This is a genomic window from Paenibacillus puerhi, assembly GCF_009846885.1.
GTDB lineage: Bacteria > Bacillota > Bacilli > Paenibacillales > NBRC-103111 > Paenibacillus_G > Paenibacillus_G puerhi.
The window spans coordinates 129175-150983 of record NZ_WUWM01000016.1 but is presented as its reverse complement, the minus strand read 5'-3'; the positions used below and the strand labels follow the sequence as shown (position 1 = coordinate 150983).

Annotated in this window: 21 protein-coding genes and 1 pseudogene; 5 read left to right on the top strand and 17 right to left on the bottom strand. The window is 53.3% G+C overall.

Translation table 11 applies throughout. The annotated features are described in order from the left end of the window. Window positions 1-25: 25 nt before the first annotated feature. The 6 genes from GSF01_RS16130 to GSF01_RS16105 all read right to left on the bottom strand — a co-directional run bounded on the left by GSF01_RS16130 (window position 26) and on the right by GSF01_RS16105 (window position 11484). Window positions 26-982: an ABC transporter permease gene (locus tag GSF01_RS16130; RefSeq protein ID WP_159885780.1), complete on the bottom strand. Its 957-nt coding sequence runs from the start codon at window positions 980-982 to the stop codon at window positions 26-28. 283 nt (window positions 983-1265) lie between these two features. Next, window positions 1266-5036 carry a dynamin family protein gene (locus tag GSF01_RS16125; protein WP_159885778.1) on the bottom strand — a complete coding sequence of 1257 codons (3771 nt, stop codon included), beginning with the start codon at window positions 5034-5036 and terminating at the stop codon, window positions 1266-1268. Window positions 5037-5072: 36 nt separating this feature from the next. Continuing rightward, a complete protein-coding gene (locus tag GSF01_RS16120) occupies window positions 5073-5606 on the bottom strand; it encodes a hypothetical protein (protein ID WP_159885776.1) in 534 nt (177 codons plus the stop codon). 3 nt (window positions 5607-5609) lie between these two features. Further along, window positions 5610-7376 (bottom strand): dynamin family protein, encoded by a 1767-nt coding sequence (locus tag GSF01_RS16115; protein WP_159885774.1) that lies wholly within the window; start codon window positions 7374-7376, stop codon window positions 5610-5612. After that, window positions 7373-9244: a dynamin family protein gene (locus GSF01_RS16110; RefSeq protein ID WP_159885772.1), complete on the bottom strand. Its 1872-nt coding sequence runs from the start codon at window positions 9242-9244 to the stop codon at window positions 7373-7375. Before GSF01_RS16110 ends, GSF01_RS16115 begins: the two co-directional genes overlap by 4 nt. 50 nt (window positions 9245-9294) lie before the next feature. Further along, window positions 9295-11484, bottom strand: coding sequence for a dynamin family protein (locus GSF01_RS16105; protein WP_159885769.1), 2190 nt, complete (start codon window positions 11482-11484; stop codon window positions 9295-9297). A gap of 311 nt (window positions 11485-11795) precedes the next feature. On the opposite strand from GSF01_RS16105, the gene GSF01_RS29345 reads away from it, so the two are divergent. Beyond that, the gene (locus GSF01_RS29345) at window positions 11796-11957 is read left to right on the top strand and encodes a hypothetical protein (protein ID WP_201305412.1); all 162 of its coding nucleotides are present in this window, start codon (window positions 11796-11798) and stop codon (window positions 11955-11957) included. A 336-nt stretch (window positions 11958-12293) separates the two neighbouring features. Here GSF01_RS29345 and GSF01_RS16100 read toward each other — a convergent pair whose 3' ends face one another. The 6 genes from GSF01_RS16100 to mutT all read right to left on the bottom strand — a co-directional run bounded on the left by GSF01_RS16100 (window position 12294) and on the right by mutT (window position 16132). Continuing rightward, the gene (locus GSF01_RS16100; RefSeq protein ID WP_159885767.1) at window positions 12294-12914 is read right to left on the bottom strand and encodes a hypothetical protein; all 621 of its coding nucleotides are present in this window, start codon (window positions 12912-12914) and stop codon (window positions 12294-12296) included. Between the two features lie 182 nt (window positions 12915-13096). Continuing rightward, window positions 13097-13864, bottom strand: a complete 768-nt coding sequence (locus GSF01_RS16095) for a class I SAM-dependent methyltransferase (RefSeq protein WP_159885765.1) — start codon at window positions 13862-13864, stop codon at window positions 13097-13099. 55 nt (window positions 13865-13919) lie between these two features. Next, entirely contained in the window at window positions 13920-14288 is a 369-nt protein-coding gene (locus tag GSF01_RS16090) for a (deoxy)nucleoside triphosphate pyrophosphohydrolase (RefSeq protein ID WP_268893716.1), read from the bottom strand. A gap of 333 nt (window positions 14289-14621) precedes the next feature. Next, entirely contained in the window at window positions 14622-15212 is a 591-nt protein-coding gene (locus tag GSF01_RS16085; RefSeq protein WP_159885764.1) for a zeta toxin family protein, read from the bottom strand. Beyond that, window positions 15205-15390 carry a hypothetical protein gene (locus GSF01_RS16080; protein ID WP_159885763.1) on the bottom strand — a complete coding sequence of 62 codons (186 nt, stop codon included), beginning with the start codon at window positions 15388-15390 and terminating at the stop codon, window positions 15205-15207. The genes GSF01_RS16085 and GSF01_RS16080 overlap by 8 nt, the downstream gene beginning before the upstream one ends. A 361-nt stretch (window positions 15391-15751) precedes the next feature. Then, a complete protein-coding gene (gene mutT / locus GSF01_RS16075; protein ID WP_159885762.1) occupies window positions 15752-16132 on the bottom strand; it encodes an 8-oxo-dGTP diphosphatase MutT in 381 nt (126 codons plus the stop codon). 334 nt (window positions 16133-16466) lie between these two features. Here mutT and GSF01_RS30380 point away from each other — a divergent pair, with 334 nt between their 5' ends. Beyond that, window positions 16467-16550 (top strand): putative holin-like toxin, encoded by an 84-nt coding sequence (locus GSF01_RS30380; protein WP_407945772.1) that lies wholly within the window; start codon window positions 16467-16469, stop codon window positions 16548-16550. A gap of 179 nt (window positions 16551-16729) precedes the next feature. Here GSF01_RS30380 and GSF01_RS16070 read toward each other — a convergent pair whose 3' ends face one another. Then, window positions 16730-17071 (bottom strand): hypothetical protein, encoded by a 342-nt coding sequence (locus GSF01_RS16070; RefSeq protein ID WP_159885761.1) that lies wholly within the window; start codon window positions 17069-17071, stop codon window positions 16730-16732. Window positions 17072-17100: 29 nt separating this feature from the next. Then, window positions 17101-17421, bottom strand: coding sequence for a hypothetical protein (locus tag GSF01_RS16065; RefSeq protein ID WP_159885760.1), 321 nt, complete (start codon window positions 17419-17421; stop codon window positions 17101-17103). Window positions 17422-17586: 165 nt separating this feature from the next. Here GSF01_RS16065 and GSF01_RS16060 point away from each other — a divergent pair, with 165 nt between their 5' ends. Both GSF01_RS16060 and GSF01_RS16055 read left to right on the top strand, forming a co-directional pair. Further along, the gene (locus tag GSF01_RS16060; protein ID WP_159885759.1) at window positions 17587-17871 is read left to right on the top strand and encodes a helix-turn-helix domain-containing protein; all 285 of its coding nucleotides are present in this window, start codon (window positions 17587-17589) and stop codon (window positions 17869-17871) included. A 33-nt stretch (window positions 17872-17904) separates the two neighbouring features. Continuing rightward, a pseudogene (locus GSF01_RS16055) lies at window positions 17905-18234 on the top strand (transposase); the annotation flags it as partial. A 195-nt stretch (window positions 18235-18429) separates the two neighbouring features. Here the strand turns inward: GSF01_RS16055 and GSF01_RS16050 are convergent. Genes GSF01_RS16050 through GSF01_RS16040 form a run of 3 tightly spaced genes read right to left on the bottom strand, consistent with a single transcriptional unit; the run spans window position 18430 to window position 19993 of the window. After that, on the bottom strand, window positions 18430-18582 hold the full coding sequence (locus GSF01_RS16050) for a hypothetical protein (RefSeq protein WP_159885758.1): 153 nt from the start codon (window positions 18580-18582) through the stop codon (window positions 18430-18432). 29 nt (window positions 18583-18611) lie between these two features. Next, on the bottom strand, window positions 18612-19625 hold the full coding sequence (locus GSF01_RS16045; RefSeq protein WP_159885757.1) for a type II TA system antitoxin MqsA family protein: 1014 nt from the start codon (window positions 19623-19625) through the stop codon (window positions 18612-18614). 44 nt (window positions 19626-19669) lie between these two features. After that, window positions 19670-19993 (bottom strand): type II toxin-antitoxin system MqsR family toxin, encoded by a 324-nt coding sequence (locus GSF01_RS16040; RefSeq protein ID WP_159885755.1) that lies wholly within the window; start codon window positions 19991-19993, stop codon window positions 19670-19672. Between the two features lie 329 nt (window positions 19994-20322). Between GSF01_RS16040 and GSF01_RS16035 the strand changes: the two genes are divergently transcribed. Then, the gene (locus GSF01_RS16035) at window positions 20323-21807 is read left to right on the top strand and encodes a tagaturonate reductase (protein ID WP_159885753.1); all 1485 of its coding nucleotides are present in this window, start codon (window positions 20323-20325) and stop codon (window positions 21805-21807) included. Window positions 21808-21809 lie beyond the last annotated feature (2 nt).

The following is a 21809-nucleotide window of genomic DNA, read 5'->3' as shown; positions in this document are numbered from 1 at the left end:
CATCTCCTTTCATTTTCAGATCCTTCTAGAGGATGCCTTCCTCGCCGAACCGTTTGGACAAGTAATTCGAAGCCGCTACCAAAATAAGGCCGACCACCGACTTGAATAAACCGACGGCCGTCGAGTAGCTGTATTGCCCCTGAGATATCCCCGTAGAGTACACATAGGTGTCGAACACCTCTCCCACTTCCCGGTTCATCGCATTGAGCATCAGCCAGATTTGTTCAAAGCCCGTATCCAGAAAATGCCCCATCCGCAGAATAAGCAGGATGATGATCGTTGAGCGGATCGCCGGCAGCGTAATATGCCACAATTGGCGGAAGCGGTTCGCTCCGTCCATCCTTGCGGCCTCGTACAGCTGGGTGTCTACCCCAGCCAAGGCAGCCAGAAAGATGATCGTCCCCCATCCCGTCTCCTTCCACATCACTTCAGCGGTAATAAACGTCCGGAACCAATCGGGGCTGAGCAAGAAGTTGATTTTTTCCCCGCCCATGTACGCGATCGCCTCATTCACCAGCCCGCCCTCAGTAGTGAAGAACAGATAAGCGATCGAGACGATAACGACCCATGACATAAAATGCGGAATATAGATCAGCGTCTGAATCGTCTTCTTATAAGCGGCCGCGCGCAGTTCGTTCAGCATCAAGGCGACCAGGATCGGCAGCGGGAAGAAGAACACGATGTTATACACCGCGAGTATGAACGTATTCTTCAGCAGCATCCAGAATAAAGGATCTCCGAAGAAGCGGACGAAATGCTTGGCACCGACCCACTCGCTGTTCAGAAAGCCGAGAAACGGCTGATAATTTTTGAAGGCAAGCAGCACCCCGTACATCGGGATATACTTGAAAATGATAAAGTAGAGCACACCCGGCAGCATCATGAGGTAAAGCCAGCGGTTGCGGACTAGCCGTCTGAGCTTCTGCTTGCGGTATACGTTCCCGGCCGCTGGGACCCGGGTTAAGGCGGTATGATTAGGCATAAGGTTTCTCCCTTTCTAGGCTATCGGATATCCGGTTGAAGCGCTGGCCAGATCTTGCGGTCACACCTGCATCTTAAGAGACGCCAGTCATTGCCGTCCATAGTCATTCCCGGACGAACTTGGCTTCGCACGCCCAGCAAGCCCTTCAGGCATGCGGATATTCATTTCGCAACCTGATATAGTCATCTCGATAGGCAAAAAAAAAAGACGCTCGGGAGCTCTTTCCCGGCGTCTTTCACCTTGCATCATCTCTATTAGTGGATATTATAATGTCCTCGCCAGCCTACCTAAGCCGCGCTCTCCGGACCATCCGCCAGTCGCGGAGCCTTTCCATAACGACCTGCAGACTTCTTGCCGTCAGTTGGAGCTGCAGCAAGGCCTCCAGCTTGGTGCGCCATTCCGCTTGGCGGCGGTCGATTTCCAGCCGGACCACCGAGCGGTAACCGTCCAGCTGGCCGTCCATCTCCTTCTGAAGCATATTCAGAAACGAGGCCGTCTGCTGCGGCGACAGATCGCGGTTCAGGACCTCGGCCGTTTGGTCCCACAGCTCGCTAATGCTGTTCCGGAATGCTTCATAGACCTCCTGCTTGACCTCGTCCAGCGATTTGCCCCCGAACAATTGCCCGAGCACGCCGCCGATCAGCGCCCCGACTGGCCCAAGCACCACGGCTCCGATAGCCGCGCCGATGGCCGCCCCTCCGTTGATGCCGCCCCCGTAGTTGATCGATTGAAGCTCTGTGGCAAGCTGACCCGAGGAGGAGACGTTGAGAGTAGCCAGTCCGGCCGTAAGCTTCTCCGGCTCGCTAGCCGCACTGAACGGCAGATTCCGGTAAAGCTCCTTCATGAACGCAGCGGCATCCTCGGCTACGCGGCGCCCCATCCTCTCCAGCTCCTCTTTCCGCTCATACTCAAGAAGCGCGATCGTAGCCTTAACGAGGTTTTCCGCCTTCATGCCCACCTGCTTCTTCAGCTCCGAGGCGGAATCTACGGTCTGGAGCCATTCCACAAACAGATCCAGACTCCCTCCGAACGATTCCTCGAGATGCTTGTTCATAGCGTCGTAGAAGGCGCCCCGATGGCGGTTCATGCTGTCCTTCAGCAGCTCCCGCGCCTCCTCCTCGAATAATCGGAAGTCCAGCGGGACCGCGCGCTCCAGCTTGAGCAGCTCCTGTTCGCCGGCTGCTGCTGCCTCTTGCGTTGAGCTTTGCACCTCGCGGAATACGTGCAGCGCTGATTTGGCCGAGGCATCGATGATATAGTCGAGCTGTCCGTCCTTCGCCTCTTGGAAGACCGCCACGACCAGAGACTCCAGATTGGCCGCATACCGACGGGCTTCTTGAGGTACGCCGCTCCCAGGCAGCGAGCAGACGGGAAATACGATCACGTCGTCAACGGCGAATTGCTCGGCAAGCTCGCGGCGAACGCGGGCGATCGTCTCCTCCGCCGCCCCTTCTCCATCACAGTCGAGCTCGTCATCCCCGAAGACGAGATCCATTTTATTCAGGACGATAAACGTTTTCCCTGCCTCGTGACGGATGAACTGCATCGTCTCGAGCTCTTGACCCTTCAAAGCATGCCGCGCATCCATGATATACAGACACATGTTGCTGTCCCTCAGGACAGCTTCAGCCAGGGCCGAACGTGCTGTATGGGCATTGAAGCCCGGCGTATCCACCAGCACGGCATGCTCCGGAAGCCCTTCAAGCGGCCACGCTACCGCCACACGTTCCACCCAGGCCAGCTCAGGCGACCCGACCCGCGTATGCTCGGTGATGAAGCGGCGGGCTTCCTCCAGACGATCGGAGAGAAGCAGCGAATCCCCATCCCCTTGTCCAAACCAGTCTGCCGGGATGTCCAGATGCCGCCTCACCTTCCCTTCCCGGTCCCACACCTCGATTCGCGGCAGCTTGCCATAGGTCACCTCTGTCGGGACTCCCGTTGCCTCTTCTTGGGTTGCGAAGAACAGATTCGTACGGAAAATCGCATTCAGCATCGTCGTTTTCCCCGAACCGGACTCCCCGGCGATCGCGATGCGAATCTGATTGGCCTTAGCCCATCCGGAGGAGTGTCCGGTACCGCTTGTCGCCGCCCGTTCAAGCCTGTCCTCCTTCGCACCGTCTCCGCCAGAGCCAAATAGCTTTGCCTTCAGCCTGCCGAAGAAAGATTCCCGCTTAGGCGAAGACGCCTGGCCAGTCGCAGCCTCCGGCTCGCCATGCATCGCGAGACTGGCATCCGCCAGCTTCTGCTTCACCTCGTGGCTGAACGAACGGGCCGCATCCGCCAGCGTACGGAGGCCAAGGTCGGAGGATGCCGTCAGACTTTCGGCCAGCGCCACGGCCTGCTTCATCTCGCCGAGAACCATCTCATGGCCTTCGATGGCGCAGCGCCGGGCATCAGCCCGAAGCTCCTCCAGAATGCCAGCCGACTCCCGGTGCAGGCCGAGGAAAGGATGCCGGTTCGGAATACGGCTCAACGCATCCCGGAGGTCAGACTCCGATTTCATGGCCCATGCCGTGTAATAGTCTATGAGCTCCTCGCCGTACAACAGCCACGGGTTCTCGAAGAGGCCGATGTTTCTTCGGTTCTCCTTCTTCCAGTCGGCAAGCTTGACTAGAGCCTGGGTGGTGCGTCCCTGGCGGATGGACCGCTCCACCTGCAGCAGCGTCAACAGCAGGCTGAGATAGCCGTTGTCTACGGCCTCGAGTTTGTTTTTCCACTCTCCCTGGGTAGCCAGGTTCAATCGATTGACGAATGCCGGACTGTCCGTACCGGTCAACCGGGCCTCCGCCCAGATCTGGCACGCTTGTCGCCTCATGCTGCCGGACCACTCCGACTCGATCCACAGCCCCCGCTCCGTAACCACCGCACCCACGGTCCATTCCTCCGGAGGGGTGTATGGCTGGGGAGAGCTCGCCAGGTCCCGGATCGCCTCGTACTGCTCCAGAAACATAGTTCTGATCGGTTCTAACCCATTCTCCGTTCCCGTTTCACGCCCGATCAGCCGTTCAAACGAGTCAAGCGCCTCCTCCTTCGTCTCATGCTCAGCAAGCTGGAAAAAGGGAATTAGACTCTCCACCGCTTCGGGGCCAATCTCATCGGCAAGCCCCTCAAGCCGTTCAGATAGCTCCCTGTAGAGCTCGCGAATCGGTTCCCGGGTTTCGGCCGAGAGGACGGACAACAGCCGCAAGGCTACCGTGAACGCTACATCATCGCCTTCCTCCATATAAAACCGGACGACTTTGCACACTTGGCGCACAAATTCCGCTTTATCCCCGCGCGCACTGGCGGTAACCGCCCAAAGCAATGCCGCCTCCCGCTCATCCCCGTCGGCCTGAGCTGCATTCGGATCGGGAAGCAGCCGCAGCGCGCCCTCATGCCAGTCGTACCAAAGATACTCCAGGATGAGGTAGCCCGCATGGATATACAGGATGGACGCTATGTGCTTGGCGGCACAGGTGACCGCCTCCGCCCGTCGTCCGCAAACATAAAGCGTTCGGGCCTTCATCAGATGCAGCATGCCGTTCAGCGGCTCGATACCCAGCAGCCGGTCCAGCTTGAGAATAGCCGCGTCGAAGCGGCCTTCGTGGATATCCCGGCCGATACCGTCCATTTCTTCCAGGGTAGCCGGTCTCGACAGCCTCGTACGCTGCTCATAAAGCTCCCCCCAGATGTCATCCATCCGCTGCTCCGAATCAAACTGAACCCGCCCATAAATATCCTGCTCCACGCGCTCCGGCTTCGCCGGATCGACAAACCGGAGATACAGGATATTATCTTCTCCCGAGTATCCGATATGCCGCAGGTCCTCGATCGGAGCCATATAGTAGGAGATATCCGAGTCCCCCGCCGCTGTCACTACCCCGATGCGAAGAGACGTCAGGACGATCTCTCCGCTCTGCAGCTCTTCGGTTTCGGTGAACAGGGTGCAGTGAAGACTGGCCTCCCTATTGAAGATCAGCTCCTCGCCCTCTACAGGATGGCGTCGAAGCAGCTTCTCAGTCAAGGGCATGGGCCTGATTGTTAGGGAACTGCTATCGTCTTGACTACCGGTCATTGTTAAGCACTCCGTTTCATGGGTATCCTGATGTCCTTAGATCAGATTCGGAAAAGTAATCGAACCGGCATACTTCAGCGGATCCGCGCCGCCCGAGCGAAGCAGCTGGTTCTGCCATTCCCGATGAGCCTCCGCGAGGGCATGGGCATCCGACATCGGATGGGTGAAGTAGCTCATCCCCCCGGACGCGTTCGGTTCGCTGGAGCCTACCTTCTGCTGGGAAGCATTGTAGTAATCGTAGCCGCCTGCCGGGTTCGTCTCCGAATGCCCCTCTACGCGGTATGCGCCGTCCAAATAATCCACGCCGCCGAACACATTGGCCTCCGTATGCCCAAGCTTCCTGTAGGCTGCATCATAAGCGTCCTGTCCGCCAAAAACATTGGCCTCCGTATGACCGGCCTTCTGATTCGAAGCGTTGTATACGTCATAGCCCCCGAACGGGTTCGCTTCCGTGTGGCCGAGCTTCTGATGATGCTGATTGTAGTAATCGACGCCTCCGAAGGCATTCTTCTCCGTAATCGTCTCCTCGTGAGCGGTGGGGTGAAAAAAATGATGCAAATGATCGGACATGCTTCAGCTCTCCTCTCGAGTATTCGTCTCCGCTGCGGACAGCAGGGCCTCAAGCGTTCCCCGGATATCCAGCAGCTGCTGCCGGCAGCTCTGCAGCTCCTCGGCAGATGCTCCGGCATCTGCGTAATCAGGCTTCGCGATATTCGCTTCGAACATAGCGCTCATCCGGTCCAGCTGCCGCTCATGGAAGGAACGCAGCGCCGTCTTCATCTCATCGAACCAGCCGGAAGCCGTTTTTATCGTTTCGATCCGATGCGCGCTGACAATCTCATGCACCAGCTCGGGTAAACGTTCGAGCACCTCCGAGCGCATCTGCTCCATTTGCTTCGAGCGGAGCACACTCGTCAGCACGCCTCCTACGGCAGCGCCGATGATCGTGCCTACCCCGGGCATAATGAAGCTTCCGGCTACCGCCAGCGCTGTCGCCGGTGCGGCATGGCGGATAATCGTATCGACCTGGCTCGATGGAGTCGGGGCGACCGATGCTTGCCACATCGGAATCTTGAAGCCGAGCTCCTCCATGGCCAGCTGAAGCGGGGTGCGGAAATGCCGCTGATACTCCTCGGCGGTATGCTTCTGGAAGCGCTCCAGGTAGATGGATACCTCCATGGCCTTCATCTCGGAGAACTGCCGCAACATCCGCTCGATATACAGCGGCAAATCCCGGTCCATCAAGCGTTCCAGATTGCCGCCCCGGGTCTGGATATCGTAGCGCATATCGTGGACCAGCATGTCCTCCAGCTTCTGGTACGCTTGGTCCATCATCAGCATGAGCCCGTCGCGTCCTACCGAATCCACGCCGGCCATCAGCCGCTCGAACCGGATGCCCATCTCCTCCAGCACTCGATCCAGGCGGGTGCGATGCTCCTGGGCAAGCACCTGATTCGAGCGGTGCGCCGCTTCCTGCCAGCCGATCGCCTCCAGCAGTTCATCCGCTGCGAGCAGCAGCCGCTCCGCTTGACGCCGCTGTGCGCTTCGACCCGCCTTCTCCCGAAGCTCGGCCAGATGTCGGAGCAGCTCCTCCGCCTCTTGCGACGCTTTCCCTCTCGCCTGCAGGGCAGCCGCTTCACGCGAAGAAAAGGGCAGCACCGGCACCGTCCGACCCAGCACCTCTCGGATTCGGCCGGACGCGCCTTCAAGCGCATCGCCCAGCTCCTCCTCATCCAGCCTGTCGCTTTTGCTCAGAATGAACAGGAGGTCGCTCAGCTTATGTTGAAGCACCTTCGTCTTCAGGAAGTCCGCCTCCGACCTTGTCAGCGGCGCTGCCGCATCCAGCAGGAACAGTGCTGCGTCGCAGTTCGGCAGAATCGTATACGTCACTTCGGCGCGCGCTTGGTTCATGTCGTTGACCCCGGGGGTGTCGATCAGAACGAGCCCATCGCGAAGCAGCGGGGAATTCAGCTTAACCCGAACATACCGAACCTGTTCCGGCGCGATGGAGCCGCCCACTGCCAGCTCGGCAAGGCCTTCTTCGTCAAGCGGTTGCGTATGTATCGTTCCATCCAGGTAGATGATGTCATATTCCTCTTCGTCGCCATATTCCAGCATATGCAGCACCGCCGTAGCCGGCAAAAGATCCGTCCGCAGCAGCTCGCGGCCGAGCAGCGTATTGATGAAGGAGGATTTTCCCCGCTTGAACTCTCCGAGAACGGCAGTGTGAAACGATTGCCTCTTCAGCGACGCCTCTACGGCATCCAGCAGCCGCCCGGCTTCCGGCTCGTTCACACGACCGGACAAGGCCCGAAGGCTTTCCAGTATAGGTTGGATCATGCCAGCAGCGCCCCCTTCATGTTGTGCAGCTCCAGCCGCCATTCTCCGAGCCGCGCCATTAGCGACTCCAGCTCCATCCTATGCCTGGCGAGATCCTCTCCGGCACGGGCCATGCCCTCGCGCTGCTCCGCCAACGTCCTGGAGATGGCCTCGATCCGCATCTGGGCGGCGTCCCGGTAATATTGCTCCATCGGCTGCAGTTCCTCCTCGGCCATCCTCGACGCGTTCGTCCTCGCCGCTTGCAGAACCTCGTCCATCTGCTTGCGGATGGTGCGAATAGCCTCCTGTCTGGCTTTCTCCCAAGCCGCTCGATCCCGCTCCTCGCCAAGCTTTCTGCCCAGAACATAGGAACCTACCAAGGCGGCCGCTAGGCCGATCGGGCCGAGCAGCGCAGCACCCATATATCCGAGCACTCCTCCGGCAGCAACCGCTCCGAGTACAGGCAGCCCGTCCGAATCCGCCTGTTGCACCTGCATGAAGAACGTCTCGCTCATGGCATCGCTCTGGAAGGGGCCCGAGCGAGTCGCCCGGCGCAAGGCCGGCAGGCTGCCCGCAGATTCCCCCTCCTGTCCGCTCAGACGGATTGCATCGAAGCGCTTATGCAATTCTGCGGCCAGCGCCCGCCTCGAATCTCCGAGCTCCTCCATTAAGCCCGCTGCTTCCCGGCGAATCCCGGTCAATATAGCCGATTTCAGCGCGGCAAAGTCCGCCTCATCCGCGCAAGCCTCCGCCTGCGTAATCCACGCCGCCCGCAGCTGGCTGAAGCCGTTCTCCATCCGCTCGCGAATTCTTCTGGCGAGGGCAGCCGCTTGGTGCGTAAACCAATCGTCCAGGCCCTGGAGCTGCAGGCGAATATATCGCTCCTCCTCCTCCAGCTTGGAGACGCGCACGGCAAGCTCATCCGCCGAGCCTTGCGTCAATGCCAGCCTGTCGCTCGCGGTCAGCAACGCTTCCTCCACAATCCCTGCTGCCCGGTCCACATGGTCGGGCAGCCGTCCCTTTCTCGCCTGCTCGGACAGCAGCGAGTGAAGCTGCTCCTCGAACCGCTCGAACGCTTCGAGCCATGGGCTTTCTTCCCGCTTATACCGTGCGCGAAGCGCCTCCTTGGCCGAGACGGTAAAGACGGCCGGGCTCTCCAGCATAGGAAACTTCTCGGCGAGCAATCCTTGCGTATAACCTGTCAATCGCTCCGCTACCGGACCATCCGGAAATTTCTCCACCTCATCCATCCGGTTAATCACATAGATTAGCCGGTTCACATCCGAGCCGAGCACCTTATCGCCGATAAACCGCCGCTCGCTCTCGGAGAGCGGCGGCTGAGCATCCAGCAGCACGATGCACGCGTCCGCCCGCTGAAGATAGTGGTACGTCACTTCCTCCCGCGCGTCGTCCAGCTCGTTCACCCCAGGCGTATCCACAATCGTGCAGCTCCACTTTTCCATAGGTCCCGGCAAGGTCAATTGCACCTGCTTGATCTTAGGCGCATCGCTATTGGCCACTGTCACAATCTGCTCCAGGAACTTATTCACCTGCGTCTGTGGCAGGTCCGCCGTCTCCACGCGGCCATCATGATACCAGATCTGCATGCTCCGCTCCGCCCCGGGCACGATCGTGTTGATCGTCGCCGTTGTCGGATTGACCTTGGAGGGCAGCACCGGCGCTCCTACTAAAGCATTAATAAATGTCGATTTCCCTCGACTGAATTCCCCCACGATTAATAAATTCATCGTCGCGCGTCCAAGCCGCTCCTGCGCCGCCGTTATCCGCGACTCGAAGCCATAGGGCGCAAGCGCAGCGCCCATCTGCTCGAGCAGACGCGCCAGCTTTATCTTCTCATGCACGAAAGTCACGCACGTTTCACCTCTCATGTCCTCGCTCTTGCTGCCTGCCGGGCAACAGCCCCCGGTTCATAAGTCCGCTATTGCGGCATTCCTTCGAAATAGTCCAGCCCCTCCTTCAGCCACCGCAGCTGACGCTCCGCGTCTTCGCTGTCCTGCTGGAGCAGCAGGTTTTTTTTCTCCATCACCTTGTCCTCGTACTCCTTCTGGAAGACGTCGGACAGGTGGCGGATTCCTTCTTTGGTCTGATTCCAGTAAGCATCGATCTGATCCATATATTTCTCAGCAACCTGCTCCTGGTCCAGCTTCTTCTTCAGTTCCTTGGCCAAGCGTGTCTGCCAGCTATCCCCGAAGATCGCTCGTCCAATCAGAAAGATGCCTACAGCAAGGCCGATGCCGAGTGTGATCGGACCTCCGATGGCCGCCACCGCTGACGCCGCAGCCGCCGTGCCGCCGACCGAGATGCCCGCTGCCGACAACAGGCTGACTCCTTTGGCGACGAGAATATATCCGCCCAGATTCCCAAGTCCTGACGCCACCACGCCGAGTCCGCCCAGCACCCCGAGACCCGCCAGACCGCCCGCCAGAATGCCCTGCATGTCGAAGGGAATATACGCTTCATCCATATTCTGCTTGCTGATCCCGTTCAACAGGCCCTCCACATTGTTCAAGTAGCGGTCCGCTTTTTGCTGAAAATCGGCGGTGCTTTGCTGAAGCATCTCCTGCAGCTTGGCATGATATAAGTCCGTGACGTTCGTAGGCAGCAGCTTCGGCGCATTCTTCTTGTTGTAGCCCTTCTCTTTGATCAGCTTCTCCATCGCACTCACGGTGATGCTCTGGCTCTCCCAGGCCCGGTAAGCGGACAGATTGCGCTCCCGGATCTCCTCGATCTCTTGAATAAGCTGATCGCGCTCCGCGTTAATTTTACTGAATACGCTATCCTTCCGAGCCAGCATCTCCTCATACGAGCGCTCTATCGCGTTCCGATCTTGAATCGCCTCCTCATACTTTACTATTTCTCTGCGAAAAAAATAGAGCAGCCGCTCCTTGAATTGTTGCATCGTCTTGTGAGCCCGTTCTTGCTTGTAGGCAGGCAGGATCGTCTCCAGCAGTTGCAGCAGCTGCTGCTCGAACCCGGCGCGCAAGGCAGCGCTGTCTACCTCATAAGAGAAAAAGCGGCTCCGCAGCTTCTGGGAGAACTGAGCTTTGCCCACGCCGTAAGTCGCACGAACAAGCTCGTCGGACAGCTGATTGGCGATTGCCGTATAGCCTCTTTCGAAAATTTTATCCACCTGCGATTCTCCGACGATTCGTGCCTGGGACGCCACGATAAACAGGTTGGAGAGGAAAGTGCTGTCTTCGGAGTTCCGGATGACGGGAAGCTGCTGAATCATCGTTTTCGCGAAAATGATATCTTCTTCTTTATTGAAGAAGGCATTGGATTGGCACAGGAAAATCATGGCGTCGGACATGCCTCTTGCACGGCTGGCCAGGTCCGTGTCCTTCTTCGTATCCGTGCCGAAGCCCGGCAGGTCTGCCAAGTCGCAAGCTTGCAGGATCGGAGCGTCGAGGAACACAATCGCCGTATCCACCTCGGCATGAAAGCCTTTATCATGCCGGTTCGTGTAGCTGGTCAGCAGCGAGCGGTCTCCTTTTTTGATCAGATGCTTGTGGCAGTAGGACTTGATCTTATATTGGCGGATGTTAAAGCCGGCTTGTGCGCCTTCTGCGCGGAAGATCCAGACATCGTCCTCGCCCATCCAAGCGGGCTTATCTTCGATATGCTTGATGAAGACGGCCGCCGATGTAGTTGGCGTCCACTGGGACAGCACAACCTCCTGCCCGAGCAGGGCATTGATCATCGTGCTTTTGCCCGCATCGGACGGACCGAGCAGCGAGATGACAGGCTTAGAGCTATCCAAGCTAACGGCTTCATAGGAGCGCATAATTGATTGAAAATCATTTACTGACAGCTGCAGCTTCATTTCATTGATTTTGCTGCGCAAATAGTCGTCCATCCGTTTTTGCCGCTCGCGCAGCTCGCGGTATACCGGCTTCACCTCGAAGGCTGCCGGCTTCTGCGAGGCTTGCAGCAAAGTCTCCAGCGACAACCCGAACACTTGGCCTATTTTCATCAGCAGGGCTACATCTACCCGTTCCGGGTGATGCTCCAATTCAATGATTTTTTCTACAGGGAGCCCGAGCCTCTCCGCAAATTGATCAACTGTCAGCTGCAGGCGCTGTTCCCTCAAGCTTCTTAAATCCAACATGATGTCCTTCCTCTCCTAGCATCGGGCTCACGCTAACCTACGGCCCCATCGTTATTGACCTTCCTTTAAGGCTAATTCGACGAATTTCACAAGAATCCTTCAACTTCTGGTAGTTATGACTCACACTTCTTCACTCGAAATATAGGCCATTAGTTCTAAACTTAGTATAGAAACGGGATGGTATATCCGACATGTTCCGTATACAGGCGGTGGGCCTCGGCTTCACCGAAAGCTCTCTCTTTCTTAGGTATAGTTCATCCCAATTGTGGAAAACTAAGGCTTGTTCTTATTTCACACAAGGAGGGATTTACATGACTAACAACGAAAATCAGCCATCCAAGGCGGAGGTTCAATCGACCAAGCTGAACAAATTAAGCGTCCCTGGAGAAACCGACACGGAATTCTCCGCCGAAGAAGCCGCGGAAGTCTTTGAACAAAGCGAGCAGGCCCAGCAGCAGGAAGACGAATTGTAATTCTGTTGTTGTCAGTCCTGCACAAGTAGAAGAGGAGGGCCGGGAATCATCTATGGATTCTCTGCCCTCCCTTATGTTCTTCCTTCAACCCTGGCATTCCCGTCCCCGGTATCAACTCATCAGCAAGATTCTCTGTGATCAGCTTGATATCAGGCATCGGGAACATCTGTCAGATAGATTCGGCCAGCAAACCCTCCGCGCTTCTCTGCTTTACCCGCCCGGATCGCCTCAAGCTGCTCCACCGTTGAGCCATGAGCCGCTGCGAGCGCATGCAGCAGCTCAAGCAGATTCTTTCACCTGCTAGGCCTCGGAAGAGGCTGGCATGAGCCTCCTAACTCAACTTTCCTTCTTCGGGAACAGCAAATAGGAGAAACTGATTACCGCATCAAGCACCAACAGAACCGACCAGATTTTATTAACCTGAACGAGCGTCTGATGTTGATGGAACTGCTCCTTCAGCCAAGGAACCCAGGCTCCTGGCGGTACCGGATGCAGCTCCCGGTTTACGAAGTAAAGCAGCAGATAGAATACCGCATGGACGGATAAGAACAACAGAACATGAAGACCGAATCCTTTCAGTTCCTCTTTCGCCTTCGCCATTCCGTACTTCACCTCTTGAAGGTGCTCGGGAACCTCCCTCCCTTTGAATCGAGCTACCTTTCTGTGAATAAAGCGGTCTACTTTCTTCAGATCACGCTTGCCGAGGACCAGGGTGTATACAATCAAGATGACAATAACGATCTGGAATACGGAGAGCTGACCGGTCTGCTTCAGATCCAGAATAGCAAGAAAGAGAATCCATAGCTCATTGATCAGAGTTAGCATAATGGCGGCCAGAGCAGCCTTGGGTTTATCAAACCAATACCTCATCGTAATGGCAATCAACAAGGAAATCCAAAATACCGCCTCAGCCAGGATCAGAAAATTCCAGCGATGATGCGTAAGAAACTCCAGCACTTGTCATCCATTCCTCCTTATCGTGGCAGACTATACCATCAGGGCCAAACAACACACTCCTTGTTTAACATAATGATCTTCAATTGTAAATGTTTAGAAAATAATAAAAGCGATACGGCTAGGTGCTAGATCCTGCCGTTTCGCTTCATATATCTCGAATATCGCCTAATTCGTTCCGCTCATCACACTGACACGTCGCCCCAGAAAATCTCCGTCTCATAATCGAAGCTAACCCGGTCGTTCTCCTTCGTACGCTCGAACAGCAGCCCCAGCTCCTGCTTCAACCGCTCATGATTCGGTTGCCCCTCTGCCGGTACATAGGAGGAGGACAGCGCCCGGCCGATCAGCTCGTCCAGATGGAACAGCTGGGAGTTGGCGAACTTTGCTGTATGCATGTCTTGGTCCCGGAAGAACAACCTGAGCTGCTCAGCCGATATATTCTTATGCGTCATCTGCGAATAGTCCGTGCTGTAAAGACGAAGCAGCTCCTCATAGCCTTCCAGAAACGGTGTCCCCGTCGTCAACCGAGAGTTCCAGATCAAGACGGCCTTGCCGCCGGGCCTCAGTATGCGATGGAATTCGGCTTGCGCCGCAGGCCGATCGAACCAGTGAAACGATTGTGCGCACACGATAAAATCCACCGATTGCTCCGGCAAGCCTGTCGCTTCCGCTGCTGCGGCTACCGAACGGTACGCAGAGTGAGCACCCAGCTCCTGGTCCGCCGCCTCGCGCATCGCCTGGTTAGGCTCTACCGCTATCACTTCGCTGCCCCGCTTGAGCAGCAGCTTGGAGAAAATCCCGGTGCCTGCCCCCACATCGGCAATCCGCGAGTCCGGCTTCATGCCCACCTTGCTGTACAAGTAGTCGATCGCTTCCGCCGGATAACTCGGCCGGTACTTGACGTAATTCCCTACACGGTTCGAGAATCTTTCTTTGTTGTCGCTGCTCATTAGCCCACTCTCCTATCAAAATGATTATAGTCAGATTACCCATCATTTAGCGAAACTAGATTTCATTTTTATCCAGCATCTCCACAAACGGAATATCTGCCGGGGCAAATACATACTCCCCCAACTCCTCCAGCCTGATCCATCTGTAATCGTCGTGATCCACCAAAGCAATCTCTCCAGCCAGGTAAGCCGCCTTGTACGCGATCAGCCGGATGCAGACGGAGCCGTAATCATGATCATTCGTGCCGAAGTAGGCATAGGGATCTATGTCAATCTGCATTTCCTCCCGCAGCTCTCTCCGTAGGCAATCCTCTGCCGACTCTCCGTTCTCGATCTTCCCTCCAGGGAACTCCCACAAGCCTTCCTGAGACTTCCCTTTCCTCCGCCTGGCGATCAGAATCCGCCCCTGTTCATTCTCAATAATAGCCGCGGCATTAGAGGTGCATATCTCAAAGTTTTTTACATATATAGAGCATGAAGAAAAGCAAATGGAGTCAGAAACTGATTTAGATGAGATTGTAGAAATAATGAGAGCCAGAAATTCACAAGAGCTTAGAATGGCGAAGAACGTACTGAGGGAGATATTTGGGGAGGGTTCCTACGGTCGTTAGTCTTAACCAGCGGTACCGTCTTTTCCGGTTCCCAGGCATCCTACTGTCATTTTTCTACTGACCTTAAATTTAAAAAAATCGAAACCCACCATGACTGCGGATTCTTTTCATAAAAAAAAAGAACAGCTCAGAATTCTCCGCTGTTCTTATCCCATCAATAATCTCTGTTCAATATGTTCAACCCATAAGGGAAGCGAGTCCGACAGATGGGTGATCGAGCCCCGATGGATCTCGAGAGAAATTTCGCCTTCTGTACGACTGTTATCTATAACAATCAGATGGTCGATTAAGTGAAGATGTGAAAGTAAATTTATAATTGAAGTATCATGCCGTCTGATAATATCCTCAGTAGGAATGTGATGTCCTCCATTTTTAACACGAGCTGCGACTCTCTCAATATTCAATTGATAGTCGCCCAGACCCACATAAAACATCGTAACTTCGAATCCATTTTCCTTGGCATCCTGCATCAGGCGAATGACATTGCCTCCAGCTAAAGTGGTTTCCACGGAGAAATCACGCTTATGACGAATACAGTCCCTGGCTAATTGGATAGCCGCTTTCCCTGCAGATACCCTTTTACTTTCCGGATGAACAGAATCGATCCCTCGAGCCAAGGCATCGGGATCTATGTTAACACTGATCCCCAGCCGATCAACGATTAGATTCCGGATTGTACTTTTCCCGCTACCATTGTTACCGGCAAAAATGTAGATGATCGGCTTCGGATCATGCATGAGAACTATCCTGATCGGATACAGGAATGATATGACCATCACTGTATTCCTTAACGATTTGCCCTTCTGCCGTCTTATATACAATGTAGGTATCATTGGCTTTGGCATCCAGCTTAGCACGACCGCCCGTAAGCTTAATGAATTTCTGAAGATCCTTGGTTTGATTCGTCAGCCTCATGATCCCGCTCCTTAGTTTCAGAGTTTGATTCCCGTTCTGATTATAACATGGAAGAACGCTTAGTTCATTCGTATTCCTGCCCCCAGCATTTTCAGCGCTTCCCGCCATACCTTCGGAATCATGATATCTCCCCCCTCCCCCCTGTGACATTTATCCTTGAGAGTGCCTTCAAAACAAATGACAACGAAGAAGAAACCTGCTGCACACCCCAAGCCCACGGCTTGGCCCGAAAACAATCTTTAACAACCAGTTGAATTCCCTACACGGTTCGAGAATCTTTCCTTGTTGTGACTGCTCATTAGCCCACTCTCCTATCAAAATGATTGTAGTCAGATTACCCATCATTTAGCGAAACTAGATTTCATTTATCCAGCATCTCCACAAACGGAATATCCGCCGGGGCAAATACATACTCCCCCAACTCCTCCAGCCCGATCCACCTGTAATCGTCGTGATCCACCAATGCAATCTCTCCGGCCAGGTAAGCCGCCTTGTATGCGATCAGCCGGATACGGACGGAGCCATAATCGTGGTCATTCGTTCCGAAGAAGGCATAGGGATCTATGTCAATCTGCATTTCCTCCTGCAGCTCTCTCCGCAGGCAGTCCTCGGCCGACTCCCCGTTCTCGATCTTCCCTCCAGGGAACTCCCACAGACCTTCCTGAGATCTCCCTTTCCTCCGCCTGGCGATCAGAATCCGCCCCTGTGCATTCTCAATAATGGCCGCGGCTACTTCGAGCATGGCTCTCACATCCTATTCTGTTGCTTTATTCGCTGACGGCACCAGCGCCGGAGGCATCCCCTTCATCAGCCGTTGCTCTTCCATTATCGACCGCCTGCACTTGGGCAAGTAGTATTGATGATTTGCTCATACAGACCTTGCTTCGTGGGACATCTCGGATTTCTTTAGAAATGTATAGTATGGGTTAATTTTACATCATAGGGGATGGTATGACTAGTTAAGGTATGTATGCAACAGCTAGTATTATAGTCTTATCCAGTTATGCTATAATCAGGGGGCAATAGAATAGGCTTGCAAGGGCGGTCGGCTACCTCTCGGAAGGGAGGGATGCCCCATGACAGTATTCGAAGCGCTGATGATCATGCTTACATTCGGTCTGCTTATCGTAGCACTGCTGTCGAACCAGAAACGCAAATAGACCGCCCTCGGTCAAGGTCGCGGTCTATTTGTGCCCGAAATACTTGAAGCCTACCGCCCTTTAAAGCGGCTATTGCTCGGAGAGTCGTGTTAGCAGCACGGCTCTCTTTGCATTGTACGCCATTCTTACTGTCAGTATACCACAGTGAAGCAGGGAACGAAATATGAAGCTCTCGGGACTTATCCAAGCTGACCAGGGATTGGGCTCTGCTGTCGAAGTTTGAGCGGACAATAGTCCAACAGCTCATCATGAAGGATACGCCCTCCTTGACCCTCATTCATTCCATCCCGAAGTCCCTGCTGGTACATCCATTTCAATTCGGCGATGTGAAGAATCCAGTAAATCTCTTCCCAGGCTATAAACTGGTGCAGTTCTTCCCTGCATATGCTATGCTTCATCGCTGTATACGACGCTCGCTCCATAGCTCGCAGTCGGACTATGTCTTCCTGCTGCTCAACCTGCGCTAGCGCGTTATCCAAACGGTCCTGTATCAAGTACTGTAGCTCTTTGGAGCGCCTCATATCTATCCCTCCCCCTAAAATATACCTGCTTAGGTAGATTGAACCTCAGACAGGTCTGGATTTACACCGGATTCTACCAAATTTCCCGCTGGAGCGTCTTGATGCTCATAAATCAGATACAGACCATGATGGGCCAAGTAAATCATGGATAACTGGCCCCGGTCGTTGACAATCACATACTCCCGATCGTACTTATCATAGAATAAACGGTAATGTTTCCCTGGTGTGGCACCACTCCAAGCACTATTGTCCGCCGTCCAGCGTTCATCGGGTAAGGGCATCCAGTGTGTGGCTTCGTTGATATCCGAGGTTATGGTGATGAGCGGGTGAGATGGGGTTTGTTTGAGCATGGCTGACCTCCAGAGTTAATGTTTACTAAAGATCTAGATATGTCGAAATTACAGAACTCATTTAAATAAAAAACAATAATGTATGTTTTTTACTATTTGTTGAATACTTTATCTGTTGTTGGTTATTATAACAAAATGATAATGGACTTAAAAGGAGAATTTTACTTGAGCGAACAGCCCATTATCATAAAACTTATTATTGGCAAAATAGTCAAATCATTAAGAATCAAGCAGAGTATGACTCAGGAAGACTTAGCTTTCGAATGCAATGTAGACAGATCCTACATATCCATGATAGAGGTTGGCAGAAATGAACCTTCCGTTAGCAAAATATTTGAAATTTGTGAAGGATTGAGGATCAAACCATCCAGCTTCTTCAAACTAGTCGAGATTGAGTATGAAGAACTGAAAAACAAAAATATAGGTAAAGACAAAAAAGCGAACGATTAAGGATTTATGATCCTATTGTTTCGCTTTTTTTCATACTTCAAAGTGAAGCAGGACAGCCACATTGTCAACAAAGCCGCCTACATGGTCATCGGCATTGGTTTGGATGGGAACAAGGACGTGCTTGGTATTTGGATCGGCGAAAACGAATCGGCCAAGTTCTGGCTCAGCGTACTGAATCAGCTCAAAAACCGCGGTGTACAAGACATTTTCATCACCTGCGTAGACAACTTGACCGGCTTTTCCCAAGCCATCTCTGCCTGCTACCACCAGACGGAGATCCAAAAGTGCATCATTCACCAAATCCGCAACTCCTTCCGCTATGTCTCTTACAGAGACGTGAGGATGGTTACGGCCGACTTCAAACCGATGCAAATACAGAGCAGTACATCAGTAATATTCTGAATGAGAGGATGTGCACGCTCGAACTAAATGTAAGCAAGCTTACCCCGGAGTACGGGTACATGTACAGTTCACTTTCGCGCTTTGCTTGTATCCCACGGGCTTTCGTCTTCTTCAAGGTTTATATAGCCCTCTTGAAAAATATTGCTTTCCCTCACATTAGACTGAATAAATTGTAATACTTCCTCCTCTATACCCCACGGCAATATCTTGATTAGCCATTTTCAATTTGGATCTAAGATCATCATTTTCACGTTTCAATCGTTCGATTTCCAGCAAGGCCAGTTGAAGCTGTACTTGCAAGTTGCCCAACACAAGCTCCTCCTCAAAGTTCGATCTTATCAGAACTCTCGCAATTCTTCAGCATACTTATAACTAATCGGCTGTTTCTCTTCTGTCTCTAACCAGCCTTTTTCATTATGCGCATACTCACTAATTTTCCGAGAACCATATTCTCTAAATTGTGCCTCAACCTCCTGCATGGTCTCTAGCTCATCTTCAGTGAAAATGGATGAGTCAAATGGCTCAGAAGCTTTAATAGTCATCATAGTCCAACCCTCATCATTCGTACGTTCGTCAACTTCAATTACATTCATATGTTGTAAGTGAGCTAAAGTGATATCATGATCCTTAGGCACCGGACCATACGGATATTTACAATAAGTTGCACCGCTTATAGATACTGTTTGCCGTTTGAAATACAAAAAATCACTATACCACAACAATTTCATAAGTTTTGTTTTCAAAATACCATTTTTCGTAAAATACAAAAACATATGAATAAACTTTTCTAAGGAGAACTCACTGTAGCCAGCCAACTCCGTTGCTTCATAAGGCTTATAAATGGATTCAATAATTTGTTCGTCTGTTTGAACTGATTGCTCTGGGATTGTCCAAGCATGTAGGGCTGCTTCGGTCATTTTTAATTCCCTGCTAGTAAGCAAATCCTTATTTCTGGTGAAGAATTCTAATATCACATGAGGATGTTGCTGCAGTCGTTTATATAATTCTAGATGGCTTGCTTGTGGCAAACTTCCGGATTCGTATCTAGTTACACTTGCAGGCCCAATATTCAACAGCTTGGCAAAGGGCCGCACACCCAATTTATATTGTTGTCTGACGTTTTGGATTTCAAGTGATGTCATGCCATACTTTTCTGCATAAATTCTCGCTACATCAGCCATTGCTTCATGTTCTAATTCCTCTACGTCAATTAACGAACCACAGTTCTGACAAAAGGCTAGTTTTCGTTCAACCTCAATATCCTGTCCTCTAAATCTAAATACATGCGGTTCTTTTTCTATAGTATAAGGGTGCACTGCACGGCAAGATTCACAATAATTCAATAGTTTCATTTCGATATCCTCCTATCATGCATGGGGATTTTGAGATTATGTATTTATTTCTTTGTATATCCTTCTGGATGAAACGAGATACATATACATAGATTCTGATCAATGGTTAGCTTAATATAAGCGATTTGCCCATTAATCTCTTTCTTGAAAAACCAGATCAACTCCTTAGAACCTCGACGATCCAGTTCAGGGGGCTTGTATTGATCCGTAGGCTTTAATTTCATGATCTCTCGCCAGGCGCCTCTTCGGTCTTCAATACCTAAATCAAAAAGAGCTTGAATGGTATCATAATCGTTTCGTTTGGAAAAGTATGTTCGTCCGCTAGAAATAAGTGATTTCGCTTGCCTGAGAAATTCTGCCGTCGTCATCTATATGGTTCACACCCCACGATTATATTATACGGTCAACACTCAATATGTGCAATCAAATGATTGCATTTCACCTTCTTTCCCTCCCCCATAACCGCTTCTCCCCCCTCCCCCTGTGACATTTATCCTTGCACCATCCCTCAAAACAAATGACAATGAAGAAGAATCAACTCCGCAACTCCGGGCGTATTGCCTGGAATCAGCTCTCAAAAAGACAGGTTCAGCCGACCGCAGTCTATAAAAAACGGCTGATCTAGCTTGAAATTGTGCACGTGTGCAACAGACTCAGTTAGTCCTATTGTTCAAGGTATAGTCTTAACCCCCACCCTATGAAGGAGGTCCCCCTCATGAACCGATTAAACAAAACTACCCATCCCGTAGCCAACCGCTATCCCGAGAAGATGCTGCAGTTCGGCGAAGGCAACTTTATGCGCGCGTTTGTGGATTGGCAGATCCAAGTGATGAACCGGAAGACGGATTTTGGCGGAAGTATCGTGATTGTCCAGCCGCTGCCTCAGGGCCTAGCGGAGGGCCTAATGGAGCAGGACGGCTTGTATACCTTATATATGGAAGGGATTAAGGACGGCGAGGCGGTACGGGAGCATACCGTAGTGGATACTGTGTCCCGGGCGCTGAATCCGTTCAGCCAATATGACGAGTACGAGGCTTTGATCGAGAATCCCGAGCTGCGGTTCATCGTCTCCAACACGACGGAAGCAGGGATTGCTTTCGTCGCCGAGGACCGGTTGGACGACCGGCCGCAAAGCAGCTTCCCGGGGAAATTGACAGCGCTGCTCTATCGCCGCTATCAGCACTTCGGGGGCGATGTCTCCAAAGGCTTCATCATCATTCCCTGCGAGCTGATCGACCGCAACGGGGATGAGCTCAAAAGGATCGTGCTCCAGTACGCCGAGCTATGGAGGCTGGAAGATGGCTTTGTCCGTTGGGTGCATGAGGCGAATACGTTCTGCTGCAGCCTGGTGGACCGCATCGTGCCGGGGTATCCGAAGGACCGGATCGGGGAGATTACCGAGGAGCTTGGTTACGAGGACCGCTTTGTCGTGGTCGGCGAGCAGTTCCACCTGTGGGTCATTGAAGGACCGCAGGCGGTCAAGGATGAGTTCACTGCCCACCTTGCCGGACTGAACGTGCTGGTCGTGGACGATATGACGCCTTATCGGACGCGCAAGGTACGGATTCTGAACGGAGCCCATACCGCGATGACGCCGGTTGCCTACCTGTACGGGCTGGATACCGTGCGGGACGCTCTGGAGCATAAGGTCGCTGGCGCCTATGTGAAAGCGCTCATTCAGGAAGAGATCATCCCTACGCTGGATCTGCCGGAAGAGGAGCTGACCTCCTTCGCCGAAGCCGTGCTGGAGCGGTTCGGGAATCCGTTCATCGAGCATTACCTGATGAGCATTTCCTTGAATTCCGTATCCAAGTTCAAAACGCGCGATCTGCCGTCCTTGCTGGGGTACGTGGAAGCCAAAGGCGCTTTGCCGGCAAAGCTGACCTTCTCGCTCGCGGCGTTGATCGCTTTCTATCGGGGCCAACGAGGCGATGAAGCGATCCAGCTAGTGGATGATCGCGAGGTGCTGGATTTGTTCCAGACCGCCTGGAACGATTATGACGGGACGCTTCCTGGCGTGCAGAAGCTCACCGCTGCCGTGCTCGGAGCCAAGACTCAGTGGGGCCGTGATCTGAATGAGGTGCCGGGCTTGACCGCGCTGGTTGCCGAGCAGCTGCACGCGATTGTCCATTCCGGCATGCAGCCTGCGTTGGAAGCCTTGCTCGCCGAGGAGAAGCGTTAAGC